We start from the raw sequence: 16,901 nt of genomic DNA, 5'->3' as shown, positions 1-16,901 counted from the left end.
CCGCGTCACAGCACGGCCGCGCGGTCTTCGCCGGCGCGCCGCCCCAGGTTGCCGTACCGGTGGTAGTCGAACGAGACGCTCTGTTCTTGGACGCACCACAGCAGGTCGAGCCGGCCGCATAGCGTCACGGGGGCGTCTGCAATGAACGCCAGCGACTGGGCGGCCGCGTCCTGCACCGCGATCGGAACGCGGCTCGGCGACGCGTAGCGCACCCGGCCCGACTCGCCGGCGGCGATCACCGCGGCGAGCTCTCGGTCCGATTCTTCGACAAACTCGATGGCCGCGCCCCACGCGTCGGTGGCTTCGTCGACCTGTTGTACCAGCCGCATCAGATCCCCCGCCAAGTCGGCGGGATAGCTCACGACCACGCGGCAATCGAGCGTCCGCCCGGCGGCGATCCGCGCCAGCAGCTCGACCGCCGAGTCGTCGGGGTCGACCCGCACCCGCAGCACGGGGAGCGGCAGGTACCGACGCAGGTTGTCTTGACCGATCAGCCGCTGGTCGTCGTGCGTCTCGAGGTACTCCGTCTGGGCCCAGCACTCGTAGTCGGCCAGCGCCGCGGTCAGGTCAGTAGCCTCGGCCTCGGAGACTTCGCCCGCCGCGCGGAGCGAGTCGAGCAGCTCCAGCAGAGGCGCCGATGGGCCCGGGCCCTCGGCGCCGAGCCGCGTCGCTTCGGGCGACGGGGCGGGGACGAGCGCCATCAAGGGCGCCACGTAGTTCGGCCCGCCGGCTTTGATGCCGGGCCCAACCGCGGACAGCCCCATGCCGCCGAAGGGTTGCCGCTGAACAATAGCTCCGGTTGTCGGTCGGTTGATGTAGAGGTTGCCCGCCCGCACCTCGGCACGCCACTCGGATTGCTCGCGGTCGTCCAGGCTCGCGAGCCCCGAGGTCAGCCCATAGCCGGTGGCGTTCACCAGCGCGACCGCCTCGTGCAGGTCGCGGGCCCGCATGACGCCCAGCAGCGGGCCGAAGAACTCGGTGCGGTGCGTGACGCTCCCGGGGGAAACATCCCACTTCACGCCGGGGCTCACGAGGCAGGGGTTCTCCTCGAGCGCGAGCCAGGGGCGCACCCCCCACGACTCGCCCGGTTCGAGTTCCTTGAGGGCGCGCTCCAGGTCGCCCGCCGGGGGCGCGATCAGCGGTCCCATCCGCGTCTCTAGCTCCCATGCGCTCCCCACCCGCAAGCTCTCGACCGCGTCGCGCAGCAGCTCGCGGAACGCGGCGTCGTGGTAGACCTCGTCTTCGAGGATCAGCAGCGACGTCGCCGAGCACTTCTGCCCCGCGTGCCCGAAGGCGGATTGGATGACGTGCGAGATCGCCAGCTCGCGGTCCGCCAGCGCCGTTACGATCGTGGCGTTCTTGCCCCCCGTCTCCGCGAACAGCCGCGTCGTTGGGCGGGCCGCCAACATCCGCCGGGCCGTGTCGGTGCCGCCGGTGAGGATCACGTGATCGACGCCGGCATGCGTCACCAGCCGTTCGCCCACATCGGCGCCGGGGCAGGGGGCGAACTGCAACGCCGCGTGCGGCACGCCGGCCCGCCAGAAGCACTCGCACATCAGGTAGGCGGTGTAGACCGAGTAGCTGGCCGGCTTGAGGATCACCGTGTTGCCCGCCGCGAGCGCCGCGGCCACGCCACCGCAGGGGATCGCCAGCGGGAAGTTCCAGGGAGACACCACCACGCTTACCCCGCCCGGCCCCGCGCACAGGCCGGGCGTCTGGGCCCAGTCGACCGCGCAGCGGCCGTAGTAGCGGCAGAAGTCGATCGCCTCGGAGACCTCCGGGTCCCCTTCCAGCACGGTCTTTCCTGCTTCGGCCAGCATCACCCCGATCAAGTCGCCGCGCGCCGCGGCCAGCTCTCGGGCGACCCGTTCGAGCGTCGCCGACCGCTCGGCCGGCGACCGTCGGCGCCAGCCGCTCGGGTCGGCCGCGGCGCAGGCGACCGCCCGCTCGATGTCGTCCGCGGTGGCTTGGCGGTAGCGGGAAACCACTACGCCGGGCCGCGAGGGGTCGCGTGATTCACGCAGGTCACGGTCGCTGTCGATCACGTCGCCCGCCACCACCAGCGCCACGTCGGCGGCCGCGGCGCCGTGCAGCGGCGCCCAGCGCCGCACGATCGCCTCGGCCCAGGCGCCGTTGTGGGGCAGCGCGAAGTCGGTGTCGGGCTCGTTGGCGAAAGGGCCGTCGTCGATGTGTTGGGGGGGCGTGTGGCGGTCCTGGGTCCGACGGGGCCGGTCGCTCACCGAACCGATCATCCCGACCGAATCGACGAACTGCTGCTCTAAGCGGCGCCAGTCCTCGCTGCCGGGTTTGATGTTGAAAGCGTGCCGAAGAAAGTTGTCCGGCCCGGTGTTCTCGTCGAGGCGCCGCACCAGGTAGCAGATGGCGTGCAAGAACTCGTCCTGCGAGCAGGCGGGGGCGTACAGCAGCAGGTTGGGGTCGAGCTCGAACAGCGCCCGCCGCTGGTGGTTGGCCATCCCTTCGAGCATCTCGAACTGCACGCGGTCGAGCGCCCCCGCGCGGTGGGCCGCCACCAGCGCGTAGGCCAGCGTGAACAGGTTGTGCGACGCCACCCCCAGCCGCACCGCGGCAATGTTTTCGGGCCGCAGCCCCTCGTGCAGCATGCGCAGGTAGTTGGCGTCGGTTTCCGGCTTGGTTCGGTAGGGCGCCTGGGGCCAGCCGCGGAGGCTCGCCTCGACGCGTTCCATCTCCATGTTGGCGCCTTTAACGATGCGGATCGTCACCGCCGCGCCGCCGCGGGCGACCCGCTCGCGGGCCCAGGCGTTGATCTGCTGCTGCACGCCGAACGAATCGGGCGCGTACGCCTGCAGGGCGACGCCGGCGGCCACCGCGTCGAGCCCGGGCCGGTCGAGCGTCGTCATGAACGCCTCGGCGGTGAGCCGGAGGTCGCGGTACTCCTCCATGTCGAGGTAGACGAACTTGGGGACCACCGACCCGTCGGCGCGTGTGAAGCGTCCCTTGGCGGCGGCGCGGAACAGCAGCTCGAGCCGGTCCGCCAGCACCGCTACCGTGTGCCGGCGGGCCAGCGGCGAGATCTGGGAGTAGAGCGTAGAGATCTTGACGCTGATCACCTCGATCTCTGGCCGCTGCAGCGTTTGCAGGTAGCCGCGCAGCTGGCGTTCGGCCTCGTCCTCGCCGAGCAGCGCCTCGCCCAGGTGGTTGACGTTCATCCGCACCCCTTCGGCCCGGCGGGCGTCGAGGTGCTTCTTGAGGTGCTCGCGTTCGGCTGGCAGCACCACGTTGGCCGTCTCTTGCTGCATGTGCTCCTTGACCAGCGGCATCGCCACGCCGGGCAGGTACGCGCCGAACGTCTGGAAGCCCGCTAGCAGGCCGCGCTCTACGGGGCTGAAGAACCGCGGCACCCCCTGCACGTCGAGCAAGTGGATCATCTGGTCGGCGGCCCGCGGGGGCTGCTTCGACCGGAACGCCTGGTCGGTCAGCTCGACCAGCGTGGCTTTGTCCCCCGGGCTCTGCATCATGCGGTCGAGCTCGGCCTGCTGCCGCCGTTCTGGGGGCGTTTGCAGCTCAGCGGCGCGTTGCTGCAACCGACGAGCGATATGTAGCGCCGCCGCAATCGGATCGCCCCCACCGTGGTTGCTGAGTACGGACTCGAGTTGTTCGCGGGTAGCCTTGGTCATAGCAATCGATTCTAGCGTTGATAGCGCGAGCCGGGGCGTCCCCGCCCCCGGCAAGGCTCGATAGAGCGAAACTCTCGCGGCGCCGGGGCCGGGGACGGCCCGGCTCACACGGCCCGGCTCACACGGCCCGGCTCACACGGCCCGGCTCACACAGACCGGTTCACGCAGCGGGTGAGCGCCGTTGCTTGCGGCGCGTGGGCCGAGCGCGGATAATCCTACACTTACGACCGCCGCTTACCCAACGCTACCAGCACTGATGCCTCGAGACGCCGCGCAGCTCGACTCTCGATTGAGCATCGTCACGCCCGAAAACATTGCGTTCGAGTACCAGATCGCCGGCCCGTTTGCCCGCGCGCCGGCCTACTTGGTCGATTTCTCGATCTGCGTGGTCGCGGTCGTGGCTTGCACGATGGTCGCCGTGCTTGCGTTTGGCGCCGCCGGCCTGTGGGGGCTCGGGTTCTCCGTCGGGCTGGTGGTTTGGTTCTTCCTGCAATGGTTCTACGGGGGTTTCTTCGAGGCGACCTGGAACGGACAGACCCCCGGCAAGCGGATGTTCGGCCTGCGCGTGCTGGGGGGCGACGGCCGGCCGGTGACCGCCTCACAGGCCACGCTCCGCAATTTTGTGAAGCTGCTGGACATGGCGCCGTTCCTCCCGATCCTGCCGAACGTGATCGAGCTGCCGACGCTGCTGTTCGGCCTGGGCGCAATGGCGCTCACCCCGCGGTACCAGCGGCTTGGCGACTTGGTGAGCAACACGATCGTGGTGGTGGAGGACCGCTCGCGACTGTCGGCCGCCATCGAGTTGGAGGACCGCCGGGTCTACGCGTTGGCCGAGGCCATCCCCGCGAACTTTGTCGCGTCGACCTCGCTGGCCAAAGCGCTTGCGCACTACAGCAGCCGGCGCAGGTACTTCGGGCCCGCCCGGCGGTCGGAGATCGCCCGGCACTTGGGCGAGCCGTTGACGGAGCGGTTTCGCTTGGGCGCCGACACGGACCACGACCTCTTGATGTGCGCGCTCTACGTCCGCACGTTCCACGACCAACGCGAACAAGACGCCCCGAGTCCTGCCGAGGCGCTTGCCGCATCGGGCTAGGCTATGGGGGCGTCTGCCGGGCGCCAGGCACATGAAACGAATCGCCCCCTCGGACGCCGTCCGACTCACGCCGTGACGCTGCGATGAAAGTCTCCCAACGGATCGAACAGCGGTCTCCCGACTGGCGCCGGCTGGACGTGATCTGCATCCAGCTCGAGGGCTCGTCGGCGGCGCGGACGCTCACCGCCACGCAGCGGGCCGAGTTCGCCGGCCTGTACCGGGCCGCGTGCGCCGACCTCGCGCTGGCAGACGCCCACCAGTTTCCCTCCGACATCGTTCGCTACCTGCACCGTCTGGTCGGCCGCGCGCACAGCCAGCTCTACCGGAGCCGCGGGCTGGAGGCCCGCGGGTGGTGGAAAGAGCTGTTCGTGGACACCCCGCGCCGGCTCTTCCACGACGGTGCGTTGCGGATTGCGCTCGGGCTGTTCTGGGGCGGGTTTATTGCCTCGGCCTTTCTGGCGACCGATTTCTCGCCCGTCCCCGGCTACGCCGAGTCGCTTTTGGGGGCAGAGCATATCCAGTCGACCGAGGACAGCTTCGACGGGATCAAGTTCGGCGCCACGGGGGGGGAGACCTTCATGGCGGGCTTCTACCTCTGGCACAACGCCAGCATCGGGCTGCGCTGTTTCGTGATGGGGCTGGTGTTCGGGATCGGCGGGATCTTCGAGACGCTGTTTAATGCGCTGGTGCTGGGCGCCCTGTTTGGCCACATGGCGATGACCCCCCAGGGGGACAACTTCTTCACCTTCGTCACCGCGCACGCGCCGTTCGAGTTGACCGCCATCGTGCTGTCCGCCGCCGCGGGCATGCGGATGGGCTTCTCGCTGGTCGACACGCACGGGCTCTCGCGGCGCGAGTCGCTGTTGGCCGCTAGCCGAGAAGCGATGCCCACCATGTTCGCTGGCGTGCTGCTGTTCTTTTTAGCCGCGCTGATCGAGGGGTTCCTTTCGCCCTCCGCGGCGCCGTACGAGGTCAAGGCCTTGGTCTCGGTGCTTTCCACGCTGCTGTTGCTCTTTTATTTTCTAGTGCTTGGCGGCGCCGCTCCCGAAGAGGATCGGGGAGAGGACACGCCGGCAGGAGCCGGGGGGGGCGAGGCATGAAGAAGTTTGATTTCACTTCCGCGGCACGGTCTGTGTGCGTCGACATGACGCGGCGGATCCCCGACCTGTCGCATATCGATATGGAGCGGGTCGCCGTCGGCTTCCGTCAGGCCCGCAAGCGGGTGATGCACGGCATCCAGGCCTCGCTGACGCCGCTGCGGTTCGAGGCGGGGAGCACCATCGGCGCGGTCCGGGGCCGGAAGTACCAGTGCCAGCGGATCGTGAACCCCAGCGGCGTCGAGTGCTTGTACCTGCTGAACTTCTACCTCCCGAGGTTCCTCGACCTGCCGTTCGAGGAGAAGCTGATCACCATCGTCCACGAGTTGTGGCACGTCGGCCCCCTCTTCGACGGCGACCTCCGCCGCCACGAAGGGCGTTGCTACGCCCACGGCGCCTCGCAGCAGGCCTTCGACGCGCACGCGGCGGGCCTGGCGCGCGGGTGGCTGGCGCTCGACCCGCCGGAGTCGCTCTACGCGTTCCTCACGCTCTCATTCGCTGAGCTCGTGGCGGAGTTCGGCGTGGTGCGCGGCGACCGCTACCCGGCGCCCAAGCTGGTGCCGATCCGCGACTAGCGCCGCGTGAGGCCACGCGGCGCACGGGGGATCAGTCGATATCGACCGCCGAACCGGGCCGCGCGTCGGTGTGGTTGCTCCCGGGCGCCATAGGAACGTTGGTCTTGGGGAGCGCTCGGCGGAGCTCGCGGACGACTCCTGCGTAGCGGGGCTCGTCCGCCAGGTTGTCGAACTCGTGCGGATCGGCCCAGTGGTCGTACAGCTCCCGGCTGCCGTCTTGGTACTCGATGTACCGCCAGCGGTCAGAGCGGAGTGTGTGATTGTTCTGCCCGAACGTCGTCAGCGCTGGCCAGGGCCAGTCTTGCTTGGGGTCGGACAGCAACGGGGATAGGTCGTGCCCGTCGAGCCCCAGGACGGTTGGCAACTGGCACAACTGGCAGAGCGTGGGGTACAGGTCGATCAACCCCACGGGCCGATCGCAGCGTGCCGGCGGCGTGCCGGGCGCATCGATCATGAGCACTACTTTCGTGGTCGCTTCCCACAGCGACCGTTTGCCCCAGCACTCTTTGTCCCCCAGGTGGAAGCCGTGGTCGCTCCACAGCACCACCACCGTGTTGTCAGCATGAGGGCTCGCCTCGAGAGCGGCTAGCACCTTTCCAACCTGCGCATCCACAAAGCTGGTGCACGCCAGATAGCTCTGCACGGCGTGGCGCCACTGGCGGTTCTCCACCATCCATTCGTGCCGCGGCGCCACGGCGCTGTAGCTGAGGTCGAGCCCGATGCCCGGAACGTCCCGCAGGTCGTCTCGGCGGTGCGGTGGGAGCAGCACTTCTTCCAGCGGGTGGAGGTCGAACCACCGCTGCGGCACGATCATGGGCACGTGGGGCTTGTAGAAGCCGCACGCCAGGAAGAAGGGCCGATCGTGCGGCAGCTCTTCGAGCTGTTGCGCGGTCCAGGCGGCGATCCGTTCATCGGGCATCCGGCCCTCGGCGACTTCCATCGCACCCCAATCCCACAGGGGGTGGGAGACCCCGAAGCTGATGGGAGACTCAGGCGCCGGGCCGAAGCCGCCGAAAGTGCCGGCGTAGGTCTGGAACTCCGAACCGTCTGCGGTATGCAGCAGCTTACCCGCGGCGAGGGTGCGGTAACCTTGTAGAGCAAAGTACTGCGGCAACGTTAGGGCGTGTCGTGTTGAGGCGCATCCGCGCAGCAGGGGCGCCAGGTGGTAGATGCCGGTAGAGCTGGGGAGCCGTCCCGTAAACAACGCGGCCCGCGATGGGTTGCAGATAGGCGCGGCGCAGTGGGCGTTGGTAAAGACCGTGGCGCGCCGGGCCAGGGCGTCCATGGCCGGCGTCCGGGCCTGCGGGTGCCCCCCCAGGGCGCCGACCCAGTCGTTGAGGTCGTCGACCGCGATCATCAGCACGTTGGGACGCTGCGTCGCGGCGCCCGTCACGGCCGGCGCCAGCACCGCCAGCAAGAACAGGGAGAGTCGCATCGTGGTTTTGCTCTGATCCAACGGAGGTAACGCCAGCAGTCGGCGCCAGCGTATCGATTGTCGCACAAACCGTCAAAGTTTGCGTATTCGATTCAATCGGCCCGGGGTCGGTTGCCGATCGCGTCTAGCAGGGGGAGGACTGCTCGCACGCACCCACAAGGCGCAACGTGGCTTTTTTCGACCGTCTCTCACGCAACCTCGTCGCCTCGCCGCCGCTTGTGCGGCTGCTGGCGCTATTTGCCGTGGTCGCGGCGTTGGGCGCCGCGATGCAGGGCGCCGCCGCCGTAGCGGGCGTGCACTTTTCGTTGCTGGATCGCAACGCCGGCAGCACGGTGCTGATCGTCGTCTCGATGGTCGTGCTGCTGGGGATGATCGCGGCCGAGGGCCGCCCGCTGGCCGAGTACGGGCTGGTGATCGAACGCAACTGGCGGATGAAGTTCGCCCAAGGCGCCGCCGCTGGCGCCTGTGTCTACCTGGCCTACTGCGCGGTCGCGGCGCTGGCTGGGGTCTACTCGCTGCGGACCACGGGGATCACCGCGGGCCGCACGGCCGAGGCGGGCCTCGACGCCGTGCTAGCGATCCCGCTGGCGGTCACCCAGCAACTGATCTTCTGCGGCTGCCTGCTCGGCATGCTGCGGCGGGGCGGGTCGCGGTGGTCGGCGGTCGTTGTGCCCGCCGCCTTGTTTGCCGCGGCGTGCGCCCTGGGCCGGGCCGACGGCATGCTCGGCGCCGAGGGGCAACGGCTGTTCGTGGGCATGTTCATGCTGGCCTCGCTGCTGGGCGTGCTGCGGATGATCTCCGGGAGCATCACACTCCCCTCGGGCGTGCTCGCGGGCTGCTTGATGCCGCGGAAAGTGATCTCAAAGCTCGACCTGCTAGCGTTCTCGCCCGACGCGCCGATGTCGCCCTGGATGGCGCCGCTGAACGACCCCCGCCAGGCGCCCGCGTTGTGGCTGCTGATGGCGGCTGTCCTCGTCGGCGCCGTGGCGATCCTCTGGCTCCGCGGCGAGCGCGTCGCCAACACCGACGACCAAGCCGCGGCCGGCTTCCATCGCACCAACCCGTTCAGCAACCTGGTGCAGCTCACGCCGATCGACCGCTGGGTGAGGCTGCTGGCCGAAGCCCGCTGCCGCATCGACCTGCGTTACCTGCCGAGGCTGGCGTTCTCGCTGGCGGCGTCTGCGGTCAACACGGTGCTGGCGTTGCCGGAAAGGATGCTGGCGCCGCTTCTCTTGCGTCACACGCCTCAGGACCCGTTGTTCTTGGTGGGGGTCAACCGCAGCGGGACGACCCACCTGCACAACCTGCTGGCGCTCGACCCGCAGTTCCGCTCGCCGCGCAACTACGAGGTGTTCAACCCGCACGGGTTCCTTACGGGGTGGTTGACCACCCTGTTGATGATCCCCTTCCTGATGTGGCGGCGTCCGATGGATTCCGTGCAGATGACCCCCTTCTCGTCGCAAGAAGACGAGTTCGCGCTGGCCGCGATGGGGAGCCCGTCGCCCTACTGGTCGTTCAACTTCCCGCGCGTGGGCGCCCACAACCGTTACTGGCGGAGCGCCGGCTTCGACGGCGCCGAGCGGGTCCGTTGGCGCCGGCACTACCGGTTGTTCCTCCGCAAGCTCACCGCGCTCAACGGGCGTCGGCCCCTGCTGAAGAACCCGGCCAACACCGGCCGGATCGATATGCTGCACGACCTGTTCCCGGGGGCGCGCTACATCCACATCGTCCGCAACCCGCACGACGTGCTGCGCTCGAACAGGCGTTTCGCCGAACAAGGCCTCGTCGTCTTCCAGTTGCAAGACCCGGCGCCTGAGGACAACTACGCCACCCGCTTTGTCGACCACTACGCCCAGATGATGGACGACCACTACGCCGGCGCCGCCTCACTCGCCAGCGACCAGCACGCCACGGTGCGGTTTGAAGACCTTGAGAGCGACCCTGTCGGCGAGATCGAGCGGCTCTACCGTCAGCTCGGCCTCGAGATGACCGACGCCTACCGAGCGCGTCTCGATAGCTACCTTCAGTCGATCGCTGGCTACCAGAAGAACAAGCCGTCGAAGCTGAACGAGGCCGACCGCCAAGCGGTTGAAGTCGCGTTGGGTTCCTACATGCAGATGTGGGGCTACTGCGAAACGGCCGATCGACGCGCCGCGTAGGGCGGGCCCTACTTTTGGTGCAGGGAACAGGCGTCGCTGGAGCAGTCGACGCTCCGGCCCATTAGCCGGAAGCGGTTTCGCGCCACCAGCCGGTACAGCGGCCGCCACACGAGCATCGATCCCGGGAAGTGCATCACCGGGGCCAGCCACCACAGCCGGCGGAGCCGGCGGGTGAGGTAGCGCACGGCGTCCGCGCCCCAGTGGCGGTCGCCCGAGCGATCGACGATGCACATTTCTTGCCGCAACCGGTCGAGCGACAAATCGGGCCACCGCTGGGCCACCCGGGGGTCGTGGATCGACAGATAGGCGAGCTTCCCCTGGCAGTCCCACCAGCCCAGTTGCTGCATCTGGGCCCGGCAGAAGTTGCACTCTCCGTCGTACAGCACGATATCGGCGGTTGGGCGGTCCTCGGGGCCGGCCAGCGGGCTATCGGCCCCCTGGCGGACGCACGATTCTTTGGCCGGGGGGGGAACGGTTGCTGCACGGGAGTCGTCCATAGGTCTATAATACGCCGTGGCTTTGGGTTGTCCTATGGACTTCGACGGGCGTAACCCGTCGGCTGCTACCGCTTGCATGCGAGTCTTGCGATGGAAAAACTGATCGAACAGGTTTCTCGGGCCCATCGCCGGTTAGTGACCGAGCAGTTTTTGCGCCGGCTGGTTTGGCGGTTGTTTGCCGCGTTGTGCGTGGCGGCCGTCGCCGTGGCGGCGCCCAAGATGTTCGTCATCGAGCCGCTCCCCACTTGGTGGGCGCAGGCCTGGGTCGGGGGCGCGGTCGCTTTAGCGCTGGCGCTGGCCGCGGTCGAGACCGCCGTTTGGCGTCAGAGCCGGCTCGATGCGGCACAAGAGATCGACCGCAGGTTCGAGCTGCGGGAGCGGGTCGCAAGTTGCATGTCGCTCTCGGAGTCGGATCAAGAGACCGAAGCGGGCGCGGCGCTGGTGGGAGACGCGGCGCGGCAGATCGATCGGATCGAGATCGGCGAGCGGTTCCGTGTCCGCCTGGGGCGGCACGCCTGGGCGCCGTTGGTTCCCGCGGCGCTCGTCTTCGCCTTGATGCTGGTCGGCAACCGCGCGGCGGAGGGGGGGGCCGCTCCCTCTGCGAAGACCATCGAGGCAGCGCAGACCAAGGAGGCGGCTAAATCGCTCCGCGAGAAGATCGCCAAGAAGCGTGCCGAGGCAGAAAAGGGCGACCTGAAGGACGCCACCGGGCTGCTCAAGCAGGTAGAGAAGGGGGTGGACGAGCTCGCCAAGAAGGAAGGGGCGGCGAAGAAAGACGCCATGGTCAAGCTGAACGACCTGGCGAAAGACTTAGAACGCCGCAAGGCCGAATTGGGTGGCCGGCAGGCGTTGCAGGATCAGCTCAACTCGATGAAGGAGCTGGGCAAAGGCCCCGGCGACAAGGCCGCCGAAGCGATGCGCAAAGGGGAGTGGAACAAGGCGCTCGACGAGCTGAAGAAGATGCAGGACCAGCTCGCCAAGGGAGAGATGTCGCAGGAGAAGCAGCAGGAGCTGGGCAAGCAGCTCGAGAAGATGCAAGAGAAGCTGGCCGGCGCGGCCGAGGCTCACAAGAAGGCGATGGACGACCTGAAGCAGGAAGTAGAGCAGCAACGCGCCAAGGGCAACCTCGAGCAGGCCGCCGAGTTGCAGCAGAAGCTCGAGCAACTACAGCAATCGGCGCCGCAGATGCAGAAGATGGCCGAGATGGCGCAGCAGATGGCGGACGCCGCCGAAGCGCTCAAGCAGGGCGACCCCCAGCAGGCCGCCGAGGCGATGCAACAGATGGCCGAGCAGCTCAAGGAGCTAGGCAAGCAGGCCGCCGAGATGGAGATGCTGGCCGAGACGATGGAGCAGATCGAAGCCGCCAAGAACGCCATGAACTGCCCCGGTTGCCAGGGCGCCGGCTGCGAGCAGTGCATGGGGGGCATGATGGCCGGCGGTCAGGGCATGGGCGAGAAGCCCGGCATGGGGATGGGCGAAGGGCAGGGCGCCGGGCCCCGACCCGACGAAAAGAACCCGACCAACTTCCGCGACACGCGGGTCCGCCAAACGCCGGGCAAGGGGGCCGCCACCTTCGGCGGCATGGTCGAAGGGCCCAACATCAAGGGCGAGGTGGCCGAGCAGGTCAAGCAAGAGATGCAGGCCGGCGAGTTCGCTCCGGCCGACCCCGTGGCCCGCGAGCGGCTCAACCGCAGCCAGAAAGAGCACGCCGAAGAGTACTTCCGCTTGATGCGCGAGGGGGCCTAGCACGCCTCGGCGCCGCGCCGCGGCCCCGTGCCAGCAATGCATCGCGCCGCCCGAACGTAGACGAAGCCGCGGTCACGCCCTAAGATCGCAGCTTGCCCCGTCTACGCAATCGGCATTCTCACGCATTGGCTGTTGTGCACCGATCCTGCTTCTGCATGTTGGCTTCCGCCGCCCTCGTGGCCGGTCCCGCAACGCTTCCCGCACAAGCTGCGAGCGACTTGCCCGCCCTGGCGCGTGCGGCCGGAGAAGCGTTCCGCCCGGTCACCGCTGCCGAGGTGCGAGAGGCACGTGACGCGGCGCTGCAGGGGGTCGATCGCGTTAACGCCATGCTCGGCGCCGGCGCCTTCGGAGAGGGGTGGCGGCGCCATCTGGGCCTGCCCGAGGTGCGGGCCGAGCTCGCCGCGGATCGCTCGAAGCTGGCGGTCCTGAACGCGGCGTACGACCGCCTCACGGATGGCTCGCCGGGCCTCGAGCAGCCGGCGCTGCGGGCGCTGGCGATAGCACTACGCCGGTACGTCGACCTGGCCCTGTTGGAGAACAGCTTCGACGCCCAGTCGCAGCGCGAGTATATCCAAAAGGAGATGGCACGGCTTGCCAAGGAGCTGGCGAAGAAGCCGGCAGACCTCTCGTATCAATCGAGCTTCGAGATCGAGCGGCGGATCGACTTCATCGCGGGGCTGGGGCGGTCCGAGGCCCTGGTGGATGCGTTCCGCCGCGAGTTTGGCGCCGCCAACGTCTACGTCGAGGCCGCCAGCCCGCTGCTGAACCGGCTGGCCCAGCGTCCCATCCGTGAGCCGACCGTTATCCGCGACTGCATCTTGGGGACGAGCATCTCTGGAACGGGCTGCACCGACGCGCAAATCACGCTGCGTACGGCCCCGTCGCTGGGGACGGCGCGTGTGCAGTTCACGCTGGCGGGGATCGTCAATGCTAGCACCACCGGCCTGAACGGCCCGGTGGCGATCCGCTCTTCCAGCCAGACCCAGTTCCAGTCGCAGAAGCTGGTTGAGTTCGGCTACGACTCGTTCCTCGTGTTCCCGGCCGACGCCGACGCCACGACCCGGTCGCAGACCCGTTCGGTCACGAAAGTGGGCGGCGGCTTGGGGACGCGTCTGGTGGAGAAGATCGCCCGCCGGCGCGTGGCGGAACAAAAATCGACGGCCGAACGCCAGTCGGCCGTCATGGCCGAAGAACGGATCGCCGAGCGGTTCGACGAAGACCTGCTGCTGAGGATCCGCGACGCGCGGAAGCAGGTCGACGACGCGGTGATCCGCCCCGCCGAGCGCCGCCACGCCACGCCACGCCGGGTCGAGCTAGCCACGTCTGGCACGCACCTCTCCGCCCGGTTGGTAGTGGCGGACCGCGGCCAGTTTGCCGCGGCGGGGCCCCCGCCTTCGGCCGCGAGCAGCGGCGACCTGACTGCTCGTTTGCACGAGACCGCGGTCCAGCACCTGGCCGGGGTGATGCTAGCGGGGGCGACCATCGAGAAGGCCTCGCACGACGCGCCGGTCGAGATCGACCGCCGGCTCCCCAAGGCCATCGAAGATGCCCTCACCAAGGCCCCGGCGCGTACGCTCGACGCCCAGGGGTTCCGGCCGTGGAAGATGACCCTGCGGAAGGTCAGGCCGCTGTCGGTGCGGATGCAAGACAACGTGCTGGCGGCCACGCTGCACCTGTCGCTCTTGGATGTCGGCAGCCGCGTGTTCCGCGGTTGGGACCTCACGTTCCGCTTCACGCCCGACACGGTCGACGGACGCTGGGTTCTTGTCCGGCAAGGAAAGGTCGATCCGTTGCCGGTAGGGTTCGACCCCGAATCGGGGCTCGCCCTGCGGGGCCAGCCGCTGACCGAGCGGGGCGCCATGATCGAAGAGATCGAGGAGTCGCTGGGCGACTCGCTCGACGTGGTCGAGATCGACTCGATCAACTTCTCCCAGCCGGCCGGCTTGGTCCGCGGCCTGCGGACTGCTAGCGTGCTGCTGGGCGACGGCTGGGCGACCGCCTCGTGGCAAGCGTTTTAGCGGTCCCAACAGGATTGGCGCCCAATAGCGGCCGGGCTGCGCCCCGGCGGCGGAGCAGGGCAAACGCCTCCTCCCACGCGGCCCGCCGAGCGTAGCTCGGCGGCTGATGATCTCTGGTTGCGGCCCTCGCTGGGTCAGCGGTGAGTCATTCTCCTCTGCTGCTAGCAATCTTTCTGGCGGTTTTGTCAAAGTCTGCCGGTTAGGTCGACGATACCAATTGTGCTGATTGCCCTATCCGGGGGCGCGGTCACTACGTGACCGCTCCCTGGTGCGGGGCGCCGGCCCGGGGGGAGCCGTTGTAGGGGGACTGGCAGCCGCAAGGCGCGCCGCCCCATTTAACTCAGAAGCCTAGATCGCCCGAACGTCTGCCGCCCGTGCGGCGGGCGCCGTCGATTCCTTCAGGGACGCTCCGCCATGAAACGCCAACTGCGGGCTCAGATCTCCGTCGTCCTTTGCGGCGCGGTCCTCGCCGGGGGATGTGCCCCCACACAGCCGTTCTACTTCTTTGAAGACGGCGACCTGTCGCACTACCTCGATGTGGCGACGCAGATCGAGTACCCGGACGTCCACGAGCCTCAGCTCGACGAAGTGACCAGCGCCCGGGCCCCGCTCACCCTCCGCAACGCGGAGAACTACGAGATGTGGGACCTCACCCTCGAGGAGGCCACCCGCATCACGCTGTGCAACAGCCAGGTGATGCGGCAGCTCGGCGGGCGGACGATCGAGAACGCCCCCGAGACCATCTCTCGCACGCTGGTCAGCTCCGTGGCGGTGACCACCACCTACGACCCGGCCTTGGTGGAGACCGCCACCGGCTCGGCCTTCGGCTCGGCGTTCGGCGGCACCGGCGTCGAGGCGGCCCTGTCGGAGTTTGACGCCCAGCTCGACTCAAGCATCATCTGGCGGAAGAACGACACCCCGCAGAACCGCTTGGCCAACCCCATCTTCCCGGCCAACTTCGAGCAGGACCAGGGGATCGGCACGCTAGGGATCACCAAGACGACCGCCGTGGGCAGCCAGGTCTCGATCCGCAACAACACCAACTACGAGTGGAACAACACCCCGACGCCTCCGTTGGGCACGTTCCGCGCCTACCCGAGCGATTGGCAGAGCAACTTCGAAGCCGGCTTCCGCCACCCGTTGCTGCAGGGCTCCGGCGCCCAGTACAACCGCATCGCGGGCCCGCAGTCGTTCGAACAGTACGCGGCCAACATCACCAACCCGTTTGACGGCGTGATGATCGCCCGCATCCGCACCGACCAGTCGCTGGCCGACTTCGAGGGTGGCGTCCGCAACCTGATGCGGGACGTCGAGGCCGCCTACTGGGAGCTCTACTTCACCTACCGCGACCTCGAGTCGCGCAAGACGGGACGCGACAGCGGCCTAGAGACCTGGAAGAAGGTGAAGGCCCTGTTCGACGAGGGCGCCAAGGGTGGCAGCGCGGACCGCGAGGCCCAGGCCCGTTCACAGTACTTCCAGTTCAAGGCGCTGGTGGAGCAGGGCCTCACGGACCTGTACCGGGCCGAGAGCCGGCTGCGGTTCATCATGGGGCTGTCGATGTCCGACGGCCGCCTGATCCGCCCGGCGGACGAGCCCACGACCGCGCAGGTCGCGTTCGACTGGGACGGCATCCACACCGAGTCGCTGATGCGTCGTGTTGAGGTCCGCAAGCAGAAGTGGGAGGTCAAGAAGCGCGAGCTTGAACTGATCGCCGCCCGCAACGGGCTGCTCCCGCGGCTTGACGCCACCGGCACCTACCGCTGGCGGGGCCTGGGAGACGACTTGATCGGCAGCAGCACCGGCCTGCCGCCCAACGCCCCCGGATCGAACGCCTTTGAGGTGCTCACCGACGGTCAGTTCCAGGAGTGGGAGCTCGGCCTGCAGTTGAGCGTGCCGATCGGCTTCCGCCGTCAACTTTCAACCATCCGTCACCATCAGTTGGCGCTTGCTCGTGAGCGGGCCCTGCTGCAGGACCTAGAGCTGGAAGTTTCGCACCAACTGGGAGACGCGATCCGCGACCTCGACCTCAACTACGGGCTCACCGAGACCAACTTCAACCGCCGCGTGGCGGCGGAGCGGGACGTCGAAGCGACCCAGGCCGCCTACGACGCCAGCCGGCTGACGCTCGACCTGTTGCTCAACGCCCAGCAGCGGCGGGCCGAGGCAGAAACCGCTTACTACCGCTCGCTGGTGGACTACAACCTGTCGGTCTCCAAGGTTCACTACCGCAAGGGATCGCTGCTGGACTACAACGGCGTCTACCTCGCCGAAGGCCCCTGGCCGGGCAAGGCGTACTTCGACGCGATGCGTCGGGCCCGCCAGAGAGACGCCGCGCTGCAACTGGACTACGGCTTCACCCGTCCGAACGTGATGAGCCGGGGCGTCTACGACCAGAACACCGGCGCCGGATGCACGACCGACGGTTGCCCGATGCCCCAATACGCGCCGGGGATGGAGTACGCCCCGCAAATGGCGCCTACCAACGCCTACCCGGTTCCGACACCGGCCGAGGGCTTCCCGACATCGCAGCAGACGCCGCAGGGGGTGGGGCAGGTGACGCCGGTCTCCTACAACGCCCCGTCGCGCGGCCAGTTGCCGGCGATGCAGTAGCCGCTGTGCCGCTGA

10 protein-coding genes are annotated in these 16,901 nt (G+C 68.4%); 7 read left to right on the top strand and 3 right to left on the bottom strand.

Annotated features, from left to right (window positions below):
• Positions 1-5: 5 nt before the first annotated feature.
• Positions 6-3,656: a proline dehydrogenase family protein gene (locus Pla175_RS22610; RefSeq protein ID WP_145291030.1), complete on the bottom strand. Its 3,651-nt coding sequence runs from the start codon at positions 3,654-3,656 to the stop codon at positions 6-8.
• Between the two features lie 256 nt (positions 3,657-3,912).
• On the opposite strand from Pla175_RS22610, the gene Pla175_RS22605 reads away from it, so the two are divergent.
• The 3 genes from Pla175_RS22605 (at position 3,913) to Pla175_RS22595 (ending at position 6,421) form a co-directional block, all read left to right on the top strand.
• The gene (locus Pla175_RS22605) at positions 3,913-4,749 is read left to right on the top strand and encodes an RDD family protein (protein ID WP_145291027.1); all 837 of its coding nucleotides are present in this window, start codon (positions 3,913-3,915) and stop codon (positions 4,747-4,749) included.
• Between the two features lie 83 nt (positions 4,750-4,832).
• Complete coding sequence (locus tag Pla175_RS22600; protein ID WP_145291025.1) at positions 4,833-5,849, top strand: stage II sporulation protein M; 1,017 nt, start codon at positions 4,833-4,835, stop codon at positions 5,847-5,849.
• Positions 5,846-6,421, top strand: coding sequence for a hypothetical protein (locus Pla175_RS22595; protein ID WP_145291023.1), 576 nt, complete (start codon positions 5,846-5,848; stop codon positions 6,419-6,421). Before Pla175_RS22600 ends, Pla175_RS22595 begins: the two co-directional genes overlap by 4 nt.
• Positions 6,422-6,452: 31 nt before the next feature.
• Here Pla175_RS22595 and Pla175_RS22590 read toward each other — a convergent pair whose 3' ends face one another.
• The gene (locus Pla175_RS22590) at positions 6,453-7,856 is read right to left on the bottom strand and encodes a sulfatase (protein WP_145291020.1); all 1,404 of its coding nucleotides are present in this window, start codon (positions 7,854-7,856) and stop codon (positions 6,453-6,455) included.
• A gap of 167 nt (positions 7,857-8,023) precedes the next feature.
• Here Pla175_RS22590 and Pla175_RS22585 point away from each other — a divergent pair, with 167 nt between their 5' ends.
• On the top strand, positions 8,024-10,015 hold the full coding sequence (locus Pla175_RS22585; RefSeq protein ID WP_145291018.1) for a sulfotransferase family protein: 1,992 nt from the start codon (positions 8,024-8,026) through the stop codon (positions 10,013-10,015).
• A gap of 8 nt (positions 10,016-10,023) precedes the next feature.
• Here the strand turns inward: Pla175_RS22585 and Pla175_RS22580 are convergent, their stop codons facing one another.
• A complete protein-coding gene (locus tag Pla175_RS22580) occupies positions 10,024-10,512 on the bottom strand; it encodes a thiol-disulfide oxidoreductase DCC family protein (RefSeq protein WP_145291016.1) in 489 nt (162 codons plus the stop codon).
• A 90-nt stretch (positions 10,513-10,602) separates the two neighbouring features.
• Here Pla175_RS22580 and Pla175_RS22575 point away from each other — a divergent pair, with 90 nt between their 5' ends.
• The 3 genes from Pla175_RS22575 to Pla175_RS22565 all read left to right on the top strand — a co-directional run bounded on the left by Pla175_RS22575 (position 10,603) and on the right by Pla175_RS22565 (position 16,886).
• Positions 10,603-12,258: a hypothetical protein gene (locus Pla175_RS22575; RefSeq protein WP_145291014.1), complete on the top strand. Its 1,656-nt coding sequence runs from the start codon at positions 10,603-10,605 to the stop codon at positions 12,256-12,258.
• Between the two features lie 155 nt (positions 12,259-12,413).
• Entirely contained in the window at positions 12,414-14,276 is a 1,863-nt protein-coding gene (locus tag Pla175_RS22570; protein WP_145291012.1) for a hypothetical protein, read from the top strand.
• 414 nt (positions 14,277-14,690) lie between these two features.
• A complete protein-coding gene (locus Pla175_RS22565) occupies positions 14,691-16,886 on the top strand; it encodes a TolC family protein (protein WP_145291010.1) in 2,196 nt (731 codons plus the stop codon).
• The last annotated feature ends 15 nt before the right edge of the window (positions 16,887-16,901 follow it).

The organism is Pirellulimonas nuda (genome assembly GCF_007750855.1).
Taxonomy (GTDB): domain Bacteria; phylum Planctomycetota; class Planctomycetia; order Pirellulales; family Lacipirellulaceae; genus Pirellulimonas; species Pirellulimonas nuda.
The sequence above is the reverse complement of the archived record's forward strand: the minus strand, read 5'-3'. Positions and strand labels throughout refer to the sequence as shown.